Origin of the sequence: Streptomyces sp. NPDC085460, from assembly GCF_044541975.1 — a bacterium.
Classification (GTDB): domain Bacteria; phylum Actinomycetota; class Actinomycetes; order Streptomycetales; family Streptomycetaceae; genus Streptomyces.
This window is the reverse complement of sequence record NZ_JBITTO010000004.1, coordinates 526,784-542,984: the sequence shown is the minus strand read 5'-3', so window position 1 is coordinate 542,984 and position 16,201 is coordinate 526,784. Positions and strand designations below refer to the sequence as shown.

At 73.0% G+C, this 16,201-nt stretch carries 16 protein-coding genes; 12 read left to right on the top strand and 4 right to left on the bottom strand.

Going from position 1 to position 16,201, the window contains the following annotated elements; genetic code table 11:
- Positions 1 to 12 precede the first annotated feature (12 nt).
- From ACIGHB_RS13545 to ACIGHB_RS13500, 10 genes are all read left to right on the top strand, one after another.
- A complete protein-coding gene (locus ACIGHB_RS13545; protein WP_399912638.1) occupies positions 13 to 1,152 on the top strand; it encodes an agmatine/peptidylarginine deiminase in 1,140 nt (379 codons plus the stop codon).
- 165 nt (positions 1,153 to 1,317) lie between these two features.
- The gene (locus tag ACIGHB_RS13540) at positions 1,318 to 2,769 is read left to right on the top strand and encodes a purine-cytosine permease family protein (protein WP_399912635.1); all 1,452 of its coding nucleotides are present in this window, start codon (positions 1,318 to 1,320) and stop codon (positions 2,767 to 2,769) included.
- A 164-nt stretch (positions 2,770 to 2,933) separates the two neighbouring features.
- Positions 2,934 to 4,100, top strand: coding sequence for an agmatine/peptidylarginine deiminase (locus ACIGHB_RS13535; protein WP_399912632.1), 1,167 nt, complete (start codon positions 2,934 to 2,936; stop codon positions 4,098 to 4,100).
- Positions 4,101 to 4,172: 72 nt separating this feature from the next.
- Complete coding sequence (locus ACIGHB_RS13530) at positions 4,173 to 5,012, top strand: HipA family kinase (RefSeq protein WP_360313373.1); 840 nt, start codon at positions 4,173 to 4,175, stop codon at positions 5,010 to 5,012.
- Positions 5,009 to 5,392: a DUF3037 domain-containing protein gene (locus tag ACIGHB_RS13525; protein ID WP_360313371.1), complete on the top strand. Its 384-nt coding sequence runs from the start codon at positions 5,009 to 5,011 to the stop codon at positions 5,390 to 5,392. The genes ACIGHB_RS13530 and ACIGHB_RS13525 overlap by 4 nt, the downstream gene beginning before the upstream one ends.
- Positions 5,393 to 5,557: 165 nt before the next feature.
- Entirely contained in the window at positions 5,558 to 6,319 is a 762-nt protein-coding gene (fabG, locus tag ACIGHB_RS13520; protein WP_360313369.1) for a 3-oxoacyl-ACP reductase FabG, read from the top strand.
- 36 nt (positions 6,320 to 6,355) lie between these two features.
- Complete coding sequence (locus ACIGHB_RS13515; RefSeq protein WP_360313367.1) at positions 6,356 to 7,123, top strand: SDR family oxidoreductase; 768 nt, start codon at positions 6,356 to 6,358, stop codon at positions 7,121 to 7,123.
- A 149-nt stretch (positions 7,124 to 7,272) separates the two neighbouring features.
- Positions 7,273 to 8,853, top strand: coding sequence for an ABC transporter substrate-binding protein (locus tag ACIGHB_RS13510; RefSeq protein WP_399912626.1), 1,581 nt, complete (start codon positions 7,273 to 7,275; stop codon positions 8,851 to 8,853).
- A 90-nt stretch (positions 8,854 to 8,943) separates the two neighbouring features.
- Positions 8,944 to 9,627, top strand: a complete 684-nt coding sequence (gene ung / locus ACIGHB_RS13505; protein ID WP_399912623.1) for a uracil-DNA glycosylase — start codon at positions 8,944 to 8,946, stop codon at positions 9,625 to 9,627.
- 71 nt (positions 9,628 to 9,698) lie between these two features.
- Positions 9,699 to 10,172 carry a hypothetical protein gene (locus ACIGHB_RS13500; protein ID WP_360313362.1) on the top strand — a complete coding sequence of 158 codons (474 nt, stop codon included), beginning with the start codon at positions 9,699 to 9,701 and terminating at the stop codon, positions 10,170 to 10,172.
- A 125-nt stretch (positions 10,173 to 10,297) separates the two neighbouring features.
- On the opposite strand, the gene ACIGHB_RS13495 is transcribed toward ACIGHB_RS13500, so the two are convergent.
- The 3 genes from ACIGHB_RS13495 to ACIGHB_RS13485 form a co-directional block, all read right to left on the bottom strand.
- A complete protein-coding gene (locus tag ACIGHB_RS13495) occupies positions 10,298 to 10,810 on the bottom strand; it encodes a hypothetical protein (protein ID WP_399912619.1) in 513 nt (170 codons plus the stop codon).
- Between the two features lie 115 nt (positions 10,811 to 10,925).
- On the bottom strand, positions 10,926 to 11,465 hold the full coding sequence (locus ACIGHB_RS13490; protein ID WP_399912616.1) for a DinB family protein: 540 nt from the start codon (positions 11,463 to 11,465) through the stop codon (positions 10,926 to 10,928).
- Positions 11,453 to 12,115 (bottom strand): TetR/AcrR family transcriptional regulator, encoded by a 663-nt coding sequence (locus ACIGHB_RS13485; RefSeq protein WP_399912614.1) that lies wholly within the window; start codon positions 12,113 to 12,115, stop codon positions 11,453 to 11,455. Before ACIGHB_RS13485 ends, ACIGHB_RS13490 begins: the two co-directional genes overlap by 13 nt.
- 152 nt (positions 12,116 to 12,267) lie before the next feature.
- Between ACIGHB_RS13485 and ACIGHB_RS13480 the strand changes: the two genes are divergently transcribed.
- Entirely contained in the window at positions 12,268 to 13,461 is a 1,194-nt protein-coding gene (locus ACIGHB_RS13480) for an FAD-dependent monooxygenase (protein WP_399912612.1), read from the top strand.
- A 56-nt stretch (positions 13,462 to 13,517) separates the two neighbouring features.
- Positions 13,518 to 14,423 (top strand): Gfo/Idh/MocA family protein, encoded by a 906-nt coding sequence (locus ACIGHB_RS13475; RefSeq protein ID WP_399912609.1) that lies wholly within the window; start codon positions 13,518 to 13,520, stop codon positions 14,421 to 14,423.
- A gap of 31 nt (positions 14,424 to 14,454) precedes the next feature.
- Here the strand turns inward: ACIGHB_RS13475 and lnt are convergent, their stop codons facing one another.
- Positions 14,455 to 16,182 (bottom strand): apolipoprotein N-acyltransferase, encoded by a 1,728-nt coding sequence (lnt, locus tag ACIGHB_RS13470; RefSeq protein WP_399912606.1) that lies wholly within the window; start codon positions 16,180 to 16,182, stop codon positions 14,455 to 14,457.
- Positions 16,183 to 16,201 lie beyond the last annotated feature (19 nt).

Here is a 16,201-nt window from a genome sequence, read left to right as displayed (position 1 = left end):
AGACCGACCACCATGAACGAGCAGACCGCAGGACGCCACGCCCGCAGGGGCCTGAACCGGCGCGGATTCCTCGTCGCCGCCGGAGCGACCGCCGTCGGCGCCGCACTCGCGACGACCCTGCCCGAGCGCGCCGACGCCACCGCGCGGCCCTTCCGGGTCCCGATCGAGGACGTCCGCCACACCCGCACCTGGATGGCCTGGCCCGACAGCACCTCCATCTGGGGCGGCCGGCTCGGCGGCGTCCAGGCGGACATCGCGCTGATCGCCCGTACGATCGCCCGGTACGAGCCCGTCGTGCTGTGCGCCAACCCGGGCGGCGCCGCCCGGGCGCGGGAGCTGTGCGGGCCCACGGTCACCGTGCTCACCTCCATCCCCGTCGACGACTGCTGGATGCGCGACACCGGCCCCGTCTTCCGCGTCGACGGCGCCGGCGGGCTGGACGCCGTCGGCCTCAACTTCAACGGCTGGGGCAACAAGCAGGCGCACGCCAGGGACGCCCGTGTCGCGGAGCGGATCGCCGCCTGGGCCGACGTCCCCTTCACCCACGCCGACGTGGTCGGCGAGGGCGGCGGCGTCGAGCAGGACGGCGCCGGCACGCTCATGGCCACCCGCAGCAGCTGGGTCAACCGCAACCGCAACCCCGGGATGTCGGAGCGGCGGATCACGGACGCCCTGTGCGACGCGTACGGCGCCTCGAAGGTCATCTGGTTCGACGGCGTCTACGGACAGGACATCACCGACGACCACGTCGACGCGACCTCCCGCTTCCTCGCTCCCGGCGAGGCCCTCGTCCAGATGCCCCTCCGCTCGGACACCGACGCCTACGCCCGCGACGCCCGGCAGCAGTTCGCCGTCCTGTCCCGCTCCACCACCGCCTCCGGCCGCGCCATCGAGGCCCTGCGCCTCCAGGGCCCCGACTACGAGCGGATCCGCTCCACCGACCGCGGCTTCCTCGCCTCCTACGCCAACTTCTACCTCTGCAACGACGCCGTGATCAGCGCCCGGTTCGGCGACCGGAGGGCCGACGAGGCGGCCCGCGCGACGCTCACCCGGCTCTACCCGGACCGGGTGATCGAGCAGCTCGACATCGACCGCCTCGGCACCGGGGGCGGCGGCATCCACTGCGTCACCCAGCAGCAACCCGTCGCCTGACGGCCCTTCGACGACGAAATCCGTAGTGAAATTTCAGTCAATTCCTTCGGTTCGAAGGATTGACTGAAATTTACGTCAGTTCCTACGGTGTCTGCACCGAGCGGCGCCCCGGGGGTCCTGGGGCGTCCGCCGGTTCCGTGGAAGCACCCCTGAACAGGAGCCCGCATGGGGCCAGTTGCCTCGCAGACGAATGATCCCGCCCCCCTCGCCGGGATCGAGCAGCACTCGATCGACTGGGTGCCCCTCTCGGAACGCCACGGCAAACCGTCGGACGTCGGAGCCATCTGGTTCGTCGGCAGCCTCAACCTCACCGGCCTGGCGACCGGCGTCGTGACCCTCTCCATGGGGGCCTCGCTCGTCTGGACGGTCACCGCCACCGTCCTCGGCTCCCTCTTCGGCACCTTCTTCATGGCGTTCCACTCCGCCCAGGGACCCCAGCTCGGTCTGCCCCAACTCGTACAGTCCCGCCCCCAGTTCGGCTACCTGGGCGCGGCGCTCACCGTGTGGGTGTTCGCCCTGGTCAACTACGTCGCCTTCAACACCTCCGACGCGCTGCTCTCCGGCCAGGCCGTGAACCTGCTGACCGGCATGCCGAACACCGCCGGCTACCTCCTGGCCGCCGCCGTGGCGACCGTGATCGCCCTCTTCGGGTACGAGTGGATCCACCGCATCAACGGCTGGCTCACCTGGCCGTTCGTCGTGGTCACCGCTGCCGTCACCGCGGCCGCCCTCTTCGGCGGCGGACTGCCGGACGGCGTCTGGGAGGCGGGCCCGTTCGAACTCGCCCCGTTCATGTTGGTGTTCGTCTTCGTCGCCGGCTTCCAGCTGGGCTGGGCGCCGTACGTCTCCGACTACTCGCGCTACCTCAGACCCGACGTCCCGGTCCGCTCCACCTTCTGGTGGACCTACCTGCCGAGCGCGGTCTCCGGCATCTGGGTCTTCGTCCTCGGCGCCGTCGTCTCGGCCGGCGCGCCCGAGGGCACCGATCCGGTCACCGCGCTGAAGCTGGCGGCGGACCGGCTGTTCGACGGATTCGGCACCGTCGCCGTCGTCGTCCTGCTCGTCGGACTGCTCTCCATCATGGCGATCAACCAGTACGGCGGCAGCCTCACCATGATCTCGATCATGGACTCCTTCCGGCCGGTCAAGCCGACGCGGACGCTCCGGGTCGTGACGATCGGCATCATGCTGGCCGCCGTCGGCACGGTCTCCACCCTCGTCGGCATCGACCGGTTCACCTGGTTCTACTCGCACGTGGTCGTCGCCCTGACCTACCTCTTCATCCCGTGGACGGCCATCAACCTCGTCGACTACTTCTTCGTCCGCCGGGGCCAGTACGTCGTCGGGGAGATCTTCAACCCCCGCGGGATCTACGGCCGGTGGGGCTGGCGCGGCAACCTCGCCTATGTCGTCGGCCTGGCCTGCATGGCCCCCTTCATGGTCGTCACCGACGTGTTCGTCGGGCCCGCCGCGCGGCTCCTCGGCGGCGTCGACTGCTCGCTCCTCGTCGGACTGCCGGTGGCCGGCGGCCTCTACCGGCTCCTCGCCCGCAGCCTCGACCTGGCCGCCGAGCGCCGGCTCGTCAGGGAGGAGGGACTGCTGGACCGCCTCCACTGACCGCACCGCAAGGAACACCGCGCGGCGCCCGCCCCGCACCCGCGTCCGCACCGCACCCGCGCCCGCTCCGCACGCGCCCGCACCGCCCCCGTACGCACCCGACACAGGAGAGGACACCCGCACCGCCCCCGTACGCACCGAACACAGGAGAGAAGGAGCACCACGTGAAGAACGCACACGACGGCGACCGCCCCGGTCTCAGCCGCAGATCCCTCCTCGCCCGCACCGGAGCGGTCGCGGCCGCCCTGGCGGTGGGACCGGTCCTCGGCGCCCAGCCCGCGCGGGCCGCCTCCTGGCGCGTGCCGGGCGAGGACGAGGCGCACCGCAGGACCTGGATGGCCTGGCCGTCCAGCTCCACGATCTGGGGGAGCGACCTCTCCCGGATCCAGGCCGACATCGCCAGGCTCGCGAGGGAGGTCGCCAAGCACGAGCCGGTCGTGATGTGCGCGGACGGCTCCACCGCCGCCTCGCGGGCCAGGAGCGCGTGCGGCTCCACCGTCACGGTGATCAGCTCGATCCCGGTCTCCGACTGCTGGACGCGCGACACCGGCCCGCTCTTCCGCGTCGACGACGCCGGCGGCCTCGACTCCTTCGGCCTGAACTTCAACGCCTGGGGCGAGAACGCCACCCGCTTCTACGGCATCCCCGCCTCCGCCTACGACAAGGACCGCGTCGTCGCCCAGCGGATCGCCTCGTACGCCGGCGTCCCCTTCGCGAAGTCCTCCGTGGTCGGCGAGGGCGGCGGGATCGAGTACGACGGCGACGGCACCCTGATGGCCACCGACAGCTGCTGGGTGAACTCCAACCGCAACCCCGGCCGCACGCGCGCCCAGATCGAGGCCGAGCTGCTGGCCCGCTTCGGCGCCTCCAAGATGATCTGGCTGCCGGGCGTCCGGGGGCAGGACGTCACCGACGGGCACATCGACGGCACCGCCCGCTACATCCGGCCCGGCGTCGTCATGGTCCAGCTCGCCGGAGCCGTACGCCCCGACGTCTGGACCGCGAACGCCCGGGCCATCCGCGACACCCTCGCCGGCGCGACCGACGCCCGGGGCCGCAGGCTCCAGGTGCTCACCATCGAGGGGCCCGACACCCTGCCCCGGATCCCGGCCGGGCGGCGGGACGAGTTCCTCAGCTCCTACATGAACTGGACGGTGACCAACGGGGCGATCATCACCACCCAGTTCGGCGACACGGCGAAGGACGCGGCGGCGAAGGCGGCCATCGCCGCGGCGTACGGCCGGCCGGTGGTCCAGCTCAACCTCGACAACCTCTACGGCAACGGCGGCGGAGGCGCCCACTGCGTGACCATGCAGGAACCGAGCCGCTGAGCCGGTGAGCCGCCGGCCCGGGCCCGCCGCGCGGGCCCGGGCCGAGTCCCGCGGTCCGGATAGCCTGGGCCGATGCTTACCGAAGTGACGGCGACCCGCTACGTCACGCCCTTGCGCGAGGGCGGATCGCTCCCGGGGATCGTCGAGGCCGACGATCTCGGCACGTATGTCATGAAATTCACCGGCGCCGGGCAGGGCCGCAAGACCCTCGTCGCCGAGGTGATCTGCGGGCGGCTCGCCCGCCGCCTCGGGCTGCGCGTGCCCGAGCTGGTCGCCATCCAGCTGGACCCGGTCATCGGGCTCTCCGAGCCCGACCAGGAGGTGCAGGAGCTGCTCAAGGCGAGCGGCGGCCTCAACCTGGGCATGGACTTCCTCCCCGGCTCGCTGGGCTTCGACCCGCTCGCGTACGAGGTCGACCCGCTGGAAGCCGGCAAGGTCGTCTGGTTCGACGCGGTCGTCAACAACGTGGACCGGTCCTGGCGCAACCCGAACATGCTCGTCTGGCACGGCGACCTGTGGCTGATCGACCACGGCGCCACGATGATCTGGCACCACAACTGGCGGGGCGCCGCCGCCTCCGCCGCCAAGCCGTACGACGCCTCCGACCACGCGCTCGCCCCCTTCGCGCCGGACGTCGCCGCGGCGGCCGCCGAGCTCGCGCCGCTCGTCACCCGCGAGCTGCTCGACGAGGTCGCCGCCGACGTGCCCGACGAGTGGCTGGTGGACGAGCCCGGCTTCGACTCCACCGACGCCCTGCGCGCCGCGTACGTCGAGGCGCTGCTGCCCCGCGCCGCCACCATCCACGAGCGGATCACGCTCGGCCCCCGTACCGACCGCCGCCCGCAGCAGCCGCCGGGCTGGCTCGCCGAGCGCCTCGCCCCCCGTACCACCCAGAAGGACGGCACCACGTGACCGACCGCGATGTCTTCGAGTACGCGCTGCTGCGCGTGGTGCCGCGCGTCGAGCGGGGCGAGTGCTTCAACGCGGGCGTGGTCGTCTACTGCCGTGCCCGCTCCTTCGTCGCCGCCCGCACCCACCTCGACGAGGCCAAGCTGGCCGCGCTCGACCCGGCGGCCGACGTCACCGGCGTCCGCGCCGCCCTCCGGGCCGTCGAGGGCGTCTGCCTCGGCGGCGACGCGGCGGGGCAGGCGTCGGGGGACGACGCGGGACGGCGCTTCCGCTGGCTGATCGCGCCGCGCTCCACGGTCGTCCAGCCCGGCCCGGTCCACACCGGCCTCACCGGCGACCCCGAGGCCGAGGTGGAACGCCTGCTCGAACTCCTCGTGCGCTGACCGCGGGGTGACCACCGCGGTGTGACGACCGAGTGACGGGGTGCACCCGGTGGGCCGTTGACACCGGGTGCCAGGGCTTCTAGCGTCTCGTTCTGCGGTCGATACTAAGCGGTCGCTCATGAGCCCGGGAGAGTCCGGGACCCCTGAGGGCGAGGAGAAGCAAGCATGTCCACCACCGAGCAGCGCGTAGCCGTCGTCACCGGTGCCGCACGGGGCATCGGCGCCGCCACCGCGCTCCGCCTCGCGGCCGAGGGCCGCGCCGTCGCCGTTCTCGACCTCGACGAGGCGGCCTGCAAGGACACCGTCGAGAAGATCACCGCCGCGGGCGGCCGCGCCCTCGCGGTCGGCTGCGACGTCTCCGACGGCGCCCAGGTGGAGGCCGCGATCGCCCGCGTCGCCGCCGAGCTCGGCGCGCCGACGATCCTCGTCAACAACGCCGGCGTCCTCCGCGACAACCTGCTCTTCAAGATGTCGGAGTCCGACTGGGACCTCGTCATGAACGTGCACCTCAAGGGCGCGTTCCTGATGGCGAAGGCATGTCAGAAGCACATGGTGGACGCGGGCTTCGGCCGGATCGTCTCGCTCTCCTCCTCCTCGGCGCTCGGCAACCGGGGCCAGGCCAACTACTCCGCGGTCAAGGCCGGCCTCCAGGGCTTCACCAAGACCCTCGCCAAGGAGCTCGGCAAGTTCGGCATCACCGCCAACGCCGTCGCCCCCGGCTTCATCGTCACCGAGATGACCGCGCAGACCGCCGAGCGCGTCGGCATGGGCTTCGAGGACTTCCAGGCCGCCGCCGCCTCCATGATCCCGGTCCAGCGCGTCGGCCGCCCCGAGGACGTCGCCAACGCCATCGCCTTCTTCACGGGCGACGACGCGGGCTTCGTCTCCGGGCAGGTCATGTACGTGGCCGGCGGACCGCTCAACTGACCCGGCGCGGCGAGAATCGAGAGTGAGGAGAGCGGGATGACCGCACAGCAGCCGCCGGAGCTCTCCGGCAGGGTCGCCCTCGTCACCGGCGCCAGCCGGGGCATCGGCTACGGCATCGCCGAGGCGCTCGTCGCCCGCGGCGACCGGGTCGTCATCACCGGGCGCGGCGAGGACGCCCTCAAGGAGGCCGTGGAGCGGCTCGGGGCCGACCGGGCCGTCGGTGTCGCGGGCAAGGCCCACGACACCGCCCACCAGGCCGCCGCCGTCGCCGCCGCGATGGACGCCTTCGGCCGCGTCGACTTCCTGGTGAACAACGCCGGCACGAACCCGGTCTTCGGCCCGATCGCGGACCTGGACCTCGACGTGGCCCGAAAGGTCTTCGAGACGAATGTCGTCTCGGCGCTCGGATTCGCGCAGCGGACCTGGCACGCCTGGCAGAAGGAGAACGGCGGCGCGATCGTGAACATCGCCTCGGTCGCCGGAATCTCCGCCTCCCCGTTCATCGGCGCGTACGGGGTGAGCAAAGCCGCGATGATCAACCTGACGCAGCAGCTCGCGCACGAATTCGCACCGGTGGTCCGGGTGAATGCCATCGCGCCGGCCGTCGTGAAGACGAAATTCGCCCAGGCGCTCTACGAGGGCCGGGAGGCCGAGGCGGCCGCCGCCTACCCGATGGGCCGGCTCGGCGTGCCGGAGGACATCGGGGGCGCCGCGGCCTTCCTGACCTCGGACCAGTCGGGCTGGATCACCGGTCAGACGCTGGTCGTCGACGGGGGCATTTTCCTGAACGCCGGAGTCGGGTGACCGATTACCGGACACTTTCCGGAATTACCTGTCCGGATTGGCCCCGGTTACGTCTTGATTGCCTCAAGTGCCCCGCCGGGCTCGCCCATTGACCTGGCGGGGTACTGCGGTATCGTCGGCCGACCCCAGGCTGAACGAGGAGCGTGCACGTGTTCAACCGGACGAGTCTGCAGGCCGCTGCAGCCCTTGCGTCCATATCCCTGGTATCCGGATGCGGTGTTTTCTCGGATACCGAGTCCGCCGGGGAGCAGAGGATCACGATCGGGACCACGAGTTCTCCGACGACACTCGATCCCGCGGCTTCCTGGGACAATTCCTGGGAGCTTTTCAGAAACGTCTACCAGACCCTGCTGAGCTTCCCGACGGGAAGCACCACACCGAAGCCGGACGCGGCGGACTGCAAGTTCACCGACACGTCCAGCCGGGTCTACGAATGCACGCTCTTCGAGGGGCTCAAGTTCTCCAACGGCCACACGCTCGACGCCAAGGCCGTGCAGCACTCGATCGAGCGCATCCGCACGATCGACGCCGAGGGCGGCCCCAACGGCATGCTCGGCTCGCTCGACTCCATCGAGACCGTCGGCGAGCGCACCGTCGTCTTCAAGCTCAACAAGCCCGACGCCACCTTCCCCTTCATCCTCGCCACCCCGGCGATGTCGATCGTGGACCCGGCCGAGTACCCGGCCGACCAGCTCCGCCCGAAGGACGGCAAGATCGCCGGCTCCGGTCCGTACGTCCTCGACTCGTACGAGGTGCGCAAGCAGGCCGAGCTGACCCGCAACCCGTCCTACAAGGGCTTCGCCGACCGCAAGAACGGCGGCGTGACCATCAAGTACTTCGACCAGTCGGAGGCGATGGTCAAGGCGCTGCGCGCCGAGGAGATCGACGCCACCTACCGCGGCCTCACCGCCGAGGAAGTCACCTCCCTGGAGGAGGACAACGACGCGAACCAGGGCCTCCAGCTCGTCGAGTCCACCGGCGCCGACATCCGCTACCTGGTCTTCAACACCGAGGACGAGTCCGTCGCCGACCCGGCCGTCCGCCGCGCCATCGCCCAGCTCGTCAACCGCGACGAACTGGTCAGCAAGGTCTACCGGGGCACCGCCGAGCCCCTGTACTCCATGGTGCCCAAGGGCATCGCCGCCCACACCACCAAGTTCTTCGACACCTACGGCCACCCCGACAAGAAGAAGGCCAAGAAGATCCTGGAGAAGGCCGGGATCACCGAGAAGGTCGAGCTGAGCTTCTGGTACACGACCGACCGGTACGGCTCCTCGACGGCCGCCGAGTTCGCCGAGCTGAAGCGCCAGCTGGAGGACTCCGGCCTCTTCAAGGTCACCATCCAGGGCAAGCCGTGGACCGAGTACCAGGCCGCCTACCAGCAGGGCGAGTACGCGGTCTTCGGCCGCGGCTGGTTCCCCGACTTCCCGGACCCGGACAACTTCATCGCCCCCTTCCTCGGCAAGAAGACGGTCCTCGGCACGCCCTACCTGAGCCCGCGGATCACCGACGAGCTGCTGCCCAAGTCCCGCCGCGAGAGCGACCGCGGGGCCGTCACGGACGAGTTCGTCGAGGCACAGTCGATCATGGTCGAGGACGTCCGGCTGCTGCCCCTGTGGCAGGGCAAGCTGTACATCGCGGCCCGTGACGACATCGGCGGCGGCGAGCGCGCGCTCGACCCGCAGACCGTCATGCAGCTGTGGGAGCTGCACCGCCGGGCCAGCTGGTAGTCACCCGTACCGGAGGCCGCCGGGGCCCACTGTCAGTGGGTCCCGGTAGGTTCCGTGTCGGAACTGCCGAACCACCGGAGGTTGTGGACCGTGACCGACATCAACATGCTGCCCGAGTCCTGGCGGGGCGTCCTCGGCGAGGAGCTGGCCAAGCCGTACTTCGCGCAGCTGACCGAGTTCGTCGAGCAGGAGCGGGCCGCCGGGCCGGTCTACCCGCCGAAGGACGAGGTCTTCGCGGCCCTGTCCGCCACCCCCTACGACCGGGTCAAGGTCCTGATCCTCGGTCAGGACCCGTACCACGGCGAGGGCCAGGGCCACGGCCTCTGCTTCTCGGTCCGCCCCGGCGTGAAGACCCCGCCGTCGCTGCGGAACATCTACAAGGAGATGCAGGCCGAGCTGGGCCACCCGGTCCCGGACAACGGCTATCTGATGCCGTGGGCCGAGCAGGGCGTCCTGCTGCTCAACGCGGTCCTCACCGTCCGCGCCGGCGAGGCGAACTCGCACAAGGGCAAGGGCTGGGAGAAGTTCACCGACGCCGTCATCACGGCCGTCGCGTCCCGGCCGGACCCGGCCGTCTTCGTCCTCTGGGGCAACTACGCCCAGAAGAAGCTGCCCCTCATCGACGAGGAGCGGCACGTCGTGGTGAAGGGCGCGCACCCGTCGCCGCTGTCGGCGAAGAAGTTCTTCGGCTCGAAGCCGTTCACCCAGATCGACGAAGCCGTCGCGGCTCAGGGGCACGAGCCGATCGACTGGCGCATCCCCGACCTCGGCTGAGCCTCGGAGGGATCGGGCCCGCGGCCGGTTAGCGTCGGACCTCCACGCAGTGCGAGCGCCGGGAGGCCGCGGTGACCGAGCAGCAGCGGACGTCGGACGAGGCGGTCCTGACGAGGATCGGGCAGGCCAGGATGCTGCTGCACGGCGGTGACCGGGAGGAGGCCCGCAACCGCCTCGGCGTGCTGTGGCAGCAGCTCGACCCCGAGGGCGACCCCCTGCACCGCTGCACCCTCGCCCACTACCTCGCGGACGCCCAGGACGACCCGGACACCGAGCTGGCCTGGGACCTGCGGGCCCTCAGCGCCGCCGAGGGCCTGGAGGACGGGCGGCTGGCCGCACACGACTCGGCCGCCGCCCTGCGGGCCCTCTACCCCTCGCTGCACCTGAACCTCGCCGCCGACTACGCCAAGCTGAAACGGCCGGACGCCGCGCGGGCCCATCTGGACCGGGCCCGCGCCGCCTCGGAGGCGCTCGACGACGACCGGTACGGCATGGGCGTCCGGGCCGCGATCGAACGGCTGGACAGGCGCCTCCGCGAGGGGTGACGGCTGCGGGTTTGGTGCCCGTGCCTGGGCTGCGTGCCCGGGGAGGCGGCGGGGCTTCAGCGCCCGTGCCCGGCCTGCGTGCCTGGGGCGGCGACGGGCCCTCCGCGCGGGGGACGGTTGCGGGCTCAGCGCCCGTACGCGCCCCGGCAGAGTCCGGCCTCCACGCCCGCCGGGTCCCAGCCGCCGTATCGTTCGCCCAGCTCGCACACGTCCTCGCGGGAGACCGGCGGTGCCTGCGGCAGCCGTTCCGCGAGCCGTGCCGCCTCCCGCGCCCCGGGTACGGCCGTGGCGGGGACCGGCGGCTCGGGCGGGGGCGAGGTGCGCCGGGCGGCGGGGGAGGACGGCTCGGGCGAGGGGGTACGGGACGGGGCCGCGTGGCCGGTGGCGCGCCGGGTCTCGCCGCGCGGCGCGGCCGTGCGGGACGGCGGCGACGGGAGGGCCGCTTCCAGCGCCTCCCTGGCCGGCCCCTGGAGGACGATCTGCGGCGCGACGTCCTGGGCGGGCCGTACGGGATCGGCGACGGGCGCGGGGGCCGGCGAGGGCGCCGGAGGCGGCCCGTCGACGGCCACGCACCCGGTCAGGGCGACGGCGGCGGCCGCTCCGGCCAGCAGGCGCGCGGAGGTTCGGGTTTCATGCACCCGCGCCACTCTGCTCGCCCCGCGCCGATCTTCGAACCCCTACCGGCGGGGAATGCCCCGCACGGGTGAGCGCCCCGTCACCCTCCTTGACCGGACGAGGGCCGCGTACCGCGCGTCAGGCCCCGGTGGCGCCGTCGATGCGCTCGCGGATGAGGTCGGCGTGGCCGTTGTGCCGCGCGTACTCCTCGATCATGTGGAGGTAGATCCAGCGCAGGTTGTAGAGCTCGCCGCTGCGGTGGTGGGCGGCCGCCCCGAGGTCGTCGAGGTCGCGTCCCGCGGCGAGCGCGCGGGCCTCGGCGATCTCCGCCTGCCAGACGGCGTACGCCGCCTCGTAGGTGTCGCCCCCGGCGGCGCGGATGTCCCGGTCGGCGTCCTCCTCGTCGGCGTAGAGCCAGGGCGCCGCCTCGCCGCCGAGGACCTTGCGGAACCAGCCGCGCTCGACCTCGGCCATGTGGCGGACCAGGCCGAGCAGGCTGAGGTCGGAGGGCGGGACGGAGACGGTGCGGAGCTGTTCGTCGGTGAGGCCCGCGCACTTCATCGCGAGCGTGGCGCGATGGAATTCGAGCCACTGCTCCAGGGCCTGGCGCTCGCCGGTGGTGGTGGCGGGCCAGACGCGTTCGGGCGCTTCGGTGTGATGAGTGGTCATATGTCGCATGGTGGCGGATCACCGGATTCCGCGCCAGGGTCCCACGGTGACGTCCCGGTGAGCATTCCGCGCAGCAACTCGTCGAAACCGGTGCGCAGTTCCGCCCGGCTCGGCACGGCCGCGTGGAAGGAGCCGGCCGCGCAGGAGAACATCAGCCCCTCGCACCAGGCGATGACGGAGAGCGCGTGCCGCTCCGGGGCGGGCGAGCCGGCGCCCCGCATCATCGCCGTCACCGGGTCGTGGAAGGCCGAGCCCGCCCGGTCGAAGAAGCCGCGCAGCTCGGGGCGGCGGGTCGCCTCCAGGGCCAGCTCGTAGCGGGAGACGAGCAGCGCCCGGTGGTCGGTCAGATAGCGGTGCAGGGCGAGGGCGAGGGCGTCCGCGAGCAGCTCGGGCCCCGCACCGGGAGGCGGCAGCTCGTCCGGTGTCAGGACCTGAGCCTCGCGCGCTGCCTGCCGTCGTACGGCGGTCTCCAGGAGGGCCTGGCGGGTGCGCGCGTGGTTCGAGGTCGAGCCCTGCGGCAGCCCGGCCCGCTCGTCCACCGCGCGGTGGGTCAGCCCGCGCATCCCGCGCTCGACCAGCAGGTCGAGCGCCGCGTCGCCGATCCGCTCGGCGCGGTTCGAAGGGGCGGGATCGGCCTGGGCGGGGGTGCGCGCGGTCATGGGGACAACCTACCCATGGCCTCCCAACTACACCTGTAGTACGGTCGAGGCGTCCGGTCGCACTACAGGTGTAGTTCGACAGGGGTGGCGGGCACGCCACCCAGCCCGACCCGCCCCTTCCGCCCCCGTCCCGCCCGACCCGAGGAGCAGTCATGCCGCAGCACCGTGCCGTCGTCCTGGGAGCGGGCATCGGCGGCCTCACCGCCGCCGTCGCCCTCCACCAGCGCGGCTGGAACGTCACCGTCCTCGAACGCGCCGCCGACTTCGCCCCCGTCGGCGCCGGCCTCGGCCTGGCCCCCAACGCCCTGCGCGCCCTCGACGTGATCGGCCTCGGCGACCGCGTCCGCGCGCTCGCCGCCTGGCAGGGCGACGGGGGGATGCGCTCCCCGGACGGACGCTGGCTCGCCCGGACCGACGCCCGCGCCGCCGCCGCCCGTTTCGGCGACCCCCTCGTCCTCCTCCACCGCGCCACCCTCGTGGAACTCCTCGCCGCCGCCCTCCCCGCCGACACGGTCCGCACCGGTGCGCCCGCCGTGCTCGACCACCCCGGCGACGCCCGTACACCCGCCCGGGTCATCGCCCCCGACGGCGTACGGGAGGCCGAACTCGTCGTCGCCGCCGACGGGATCCGTTCCGCCGCCCGCACCACGCTCTTCCCCGCCCACCCCGGCCCCCGCTACTCCGGCTGCACCACCTGGCGGCTCGTCGTCCCCGCCCCCGAGCGGCCCTTCGCCCCGCACGAGACCTGGGGCGCGGGGCGCCTCTGGGGCACCCAGCCCCTCAAGGACGGCCGGATCTACGCGTACGCGATGGCCGCCGCGCCCGCCGGCGCCCACGCCCCCGACGACGAGCGGGCCGAACTCCTCCGGCTCTTCGGCGACTGGCACCACCCGGTCCCCGCACTCCTCGCCGCCGCCGACCCCGACCGGATCCTGCGGCACGACGTCCACCACCTCACCGACCCGCTGCCCGCCTACCACCAGGGCCGTACCGTGCTCCTCGGCGACGCGGCGCACGCGATGATGCCCACGCTCGGACAGGGCGGCAACCAGGCCGTCGAGGACGCCGTCGTCCTCGCCCACCACGCCCGTACCCCGGCCGCCTTCGACCCGGGACCGGCCCTCGCCGCGTACACCGCCGACCGGCTGCCCCGCACCACCGCCCTCGTCCGCAAGGCGGCCCGCACCGGCGCCCTCACCCTCGTCTCGGCCCGCCCCGCCGTCCTGCTGCGCGACACGCTCGTGCGGACCGTCTCGCGCTTCGGCCCCGGCTTCGTCCTCCGCGGCTTCGACGGCATCGCCGACTGGCGCCCCCCGGCCGCCACGGAATCCTCCCGCGTAAGCTGACCAGCGCGAACGGCCCCCGTGCCACGGGCCGTCGGACCACCGCAGAGGGAGACCCCGTGAAGATCGGCTGCATCGGACTCGGCGACATCGCCCAGAAGGCGTACCTGCCCGTCCTCGCCACCCTCCCCGGGGTCGAACTGCACCTCCAGACCCGCACCCCCACTACCCTCGACCGGGTCGCCGACACCTTCCACCTGCCGGCCACGCGCCGCCACCGGGACCTCGACTCGCTGCTCTCCGCCGGACTCGACGCGGCCTTCGTGCACGCCTCCACCGCCGCCCACGCCGAGATCGCCACCCGCCTCCTCGACGCCGGCGTCCCCACGTACGTCGACAAGCCGCTCGCCTACGAGTACGCCGACTCCGAGCGGATCGTCGAGCTCGCCGAGAAGCGGGCCGTCTCCCTCGCCGTCGGCTTCAACCGGCGCCTCGCCCCCGGCTACGCCCAGTGCCTCGACCACCCCCGCGACCTGATCCTGCTGCAGAAGAACCGGATCGGGCTCCCGGAGGACCCGCGCACCATGGTCCTCGACGACTTCATCCACGTCGTCGACACCCTCCGCTTCCTGCTGCCCGGCGAGGCCGACCACATCGACGTCCGCGCCCGGATCCGCGACGGGCTCATGCACCACGTGGTGCTCCAGCTCTCCGGCGACGGCTTCACCGCCATCGGCATGATGAACCGGATGAACGGCTCCACCGAGGAGGTCCTGGAGGTGTCCGGCCAGGACACCAAGCGCCAGGTCCTCAACCTCTCCGAGGTCGTCGACCACAAGGGCCAGCCCACCGTCCGCCGCCGCGGGGACTGGGTCCCGGTCGCCCGGCAGCGCGGCATCGAGCAGTCCGTGCACGCCTTCCTCGACGCCGTACGCGACGGCCGGGTGCTCAGCGCTCGCGACGCCCTGCTCACTCACGAACTGTGCGAGCAGGTCGTCCGCGACGCCCTCCTCCGGTCCGCCTGAACCCCGCCCGCCTGAACCCCCTCCGCCTGAATCACGTCCGCCTGAATCCGGTCCGCCTGAATCCCGTCCGCCTGGCCGCACCGGTACCCGCCGCCACGGCCACGGCGCCGATCACCACGAACGCCCCGTACAGCGGCCAGTCGCCCCAGCGGGCGTAGACGGTCGTCGACTCCGACAGGGGCAGTTCGCGTACGACGGCGGTGCTCGCGTCCGTGCCGACGGGCGGTCCCACCCGCCGGCCGTCGGGGCCGTACGCGGCGCTGACCCCGGTCAGCGTCGCGTGCACCACCGGCCGGCCCGTCTCCGCCGCACGCAGCGCGGCCAGGGACGCGTGTTGTGCGGGTGCCCAACTCCGCTGGAAGGTACTGGTCGCGGACTGCACCACGATCACATCGGCCCCGTCCCCGGCCAGGCGGCGGCTCATGTCGGGGAACGCGGACTCGAAGCAGACCAGCGGGCCCACCGTCAGCGGGCGCTCGCCGTTGGGCAACCGCATCACCACCGGTGCCGTGCCCCGGCGCCGGTCCTCCTCCGCGGCTTTGCCCACGGAGGTCGCCCAGCCGAAGAGACCGCGCGCCGGCACGTACTCGCCGAACGGCACGAGCCGCATCTTGTCGTACCGGTCACCGGTCGGCCCGTCCGGCGCGAACAACAGCGCGCTCTTGTAGATGCCGGGGCGGTCCTCCCGCCGCGCGTCCACGTTCACGAGCAGCGGGGCGTGGACCGCCCGCGCCAGCGCGGTCAGCCGCGCGGTGAGCTCCGGATCGGCGGCCGGGTCCCGGGCCACCCCGCTCTCGCCCCACACCACCAGGTCGAGGTCCTGCCCGGCGAGGCCGCGCGTCAGCTCCTCGGCCCGGTCGAGCCGGCGCTCGGCACCGTCCGTCCCGCCGTGCACCCCCGGCTGCACCATCGCCACCCGCACCGACCCGGACGGCCGCGGCGCCCCGACGCCCCACACAGCCGTCCCCACCACCAGCGCGTACGCGGCGAGCCCCGCCACCCCCACCGCCCGCAGCCCCGGCACGGCGATCAGCAGCACGAGCGCCGTGTTCACCGCCACCACCAGCAGGCTCACCAGCCACACCCCGCCGACCGAGGCGAGCCGCAGCGCCGCCGGCACCTCCCACTGACTCGCGCCGAGCAGCCCCCACGGCCCGCCCAGCCCCTCCCACGACCGCACCAGCTCGATCAGCAGCCACCCCGACGGCACGGCACACAGCGCGGCGGCGGCCCGCGCGGGCGTCGGCGCCCCGCCGAGCAGCGCTCGTACGAGGACCCCCCACGGCAGCCACAGCAATCCCAGCAGCACCGCCATCACCAGCAGGAACACATGGACGCTCGGAAGCAGCCAGTGGTGCATGGCCAGCAGGAAGCCGATGCCCCCGCACCACCCGTCCAGCGCCGCCCGCCGTGCGCCCGGAGCCGTCCGTACCAGCAGCAGCCAGGGCACCAGCGAGACGTACGCCCACCACCACAGCCCGGGCGCGGGGAAGGCGAGCACCGGCAGCGCCCCGAGAACGACGGCGAGCAGCGACCGCGCCAGCCCCGCCCCCCGCCGCCCCCGCACCGCACCGTCCCCGGACCCGGACCCTGGTCCTGCCTCGGACCCGGACCCGGACTCTGGTCCTGCCCCAGACCCGGACCCGGACCCCGGTCCTGCCCCAGGCCCGGCCCCGGGTTCCGGCGCGGCGCGCGGCCGGGGGTCCGGCTCCGCGCGGGACCCGGGGTCCGGCTCCGTGCTCCCGAAGGGGTTCCGCATGGCGTGCCTCCCGCTCGTC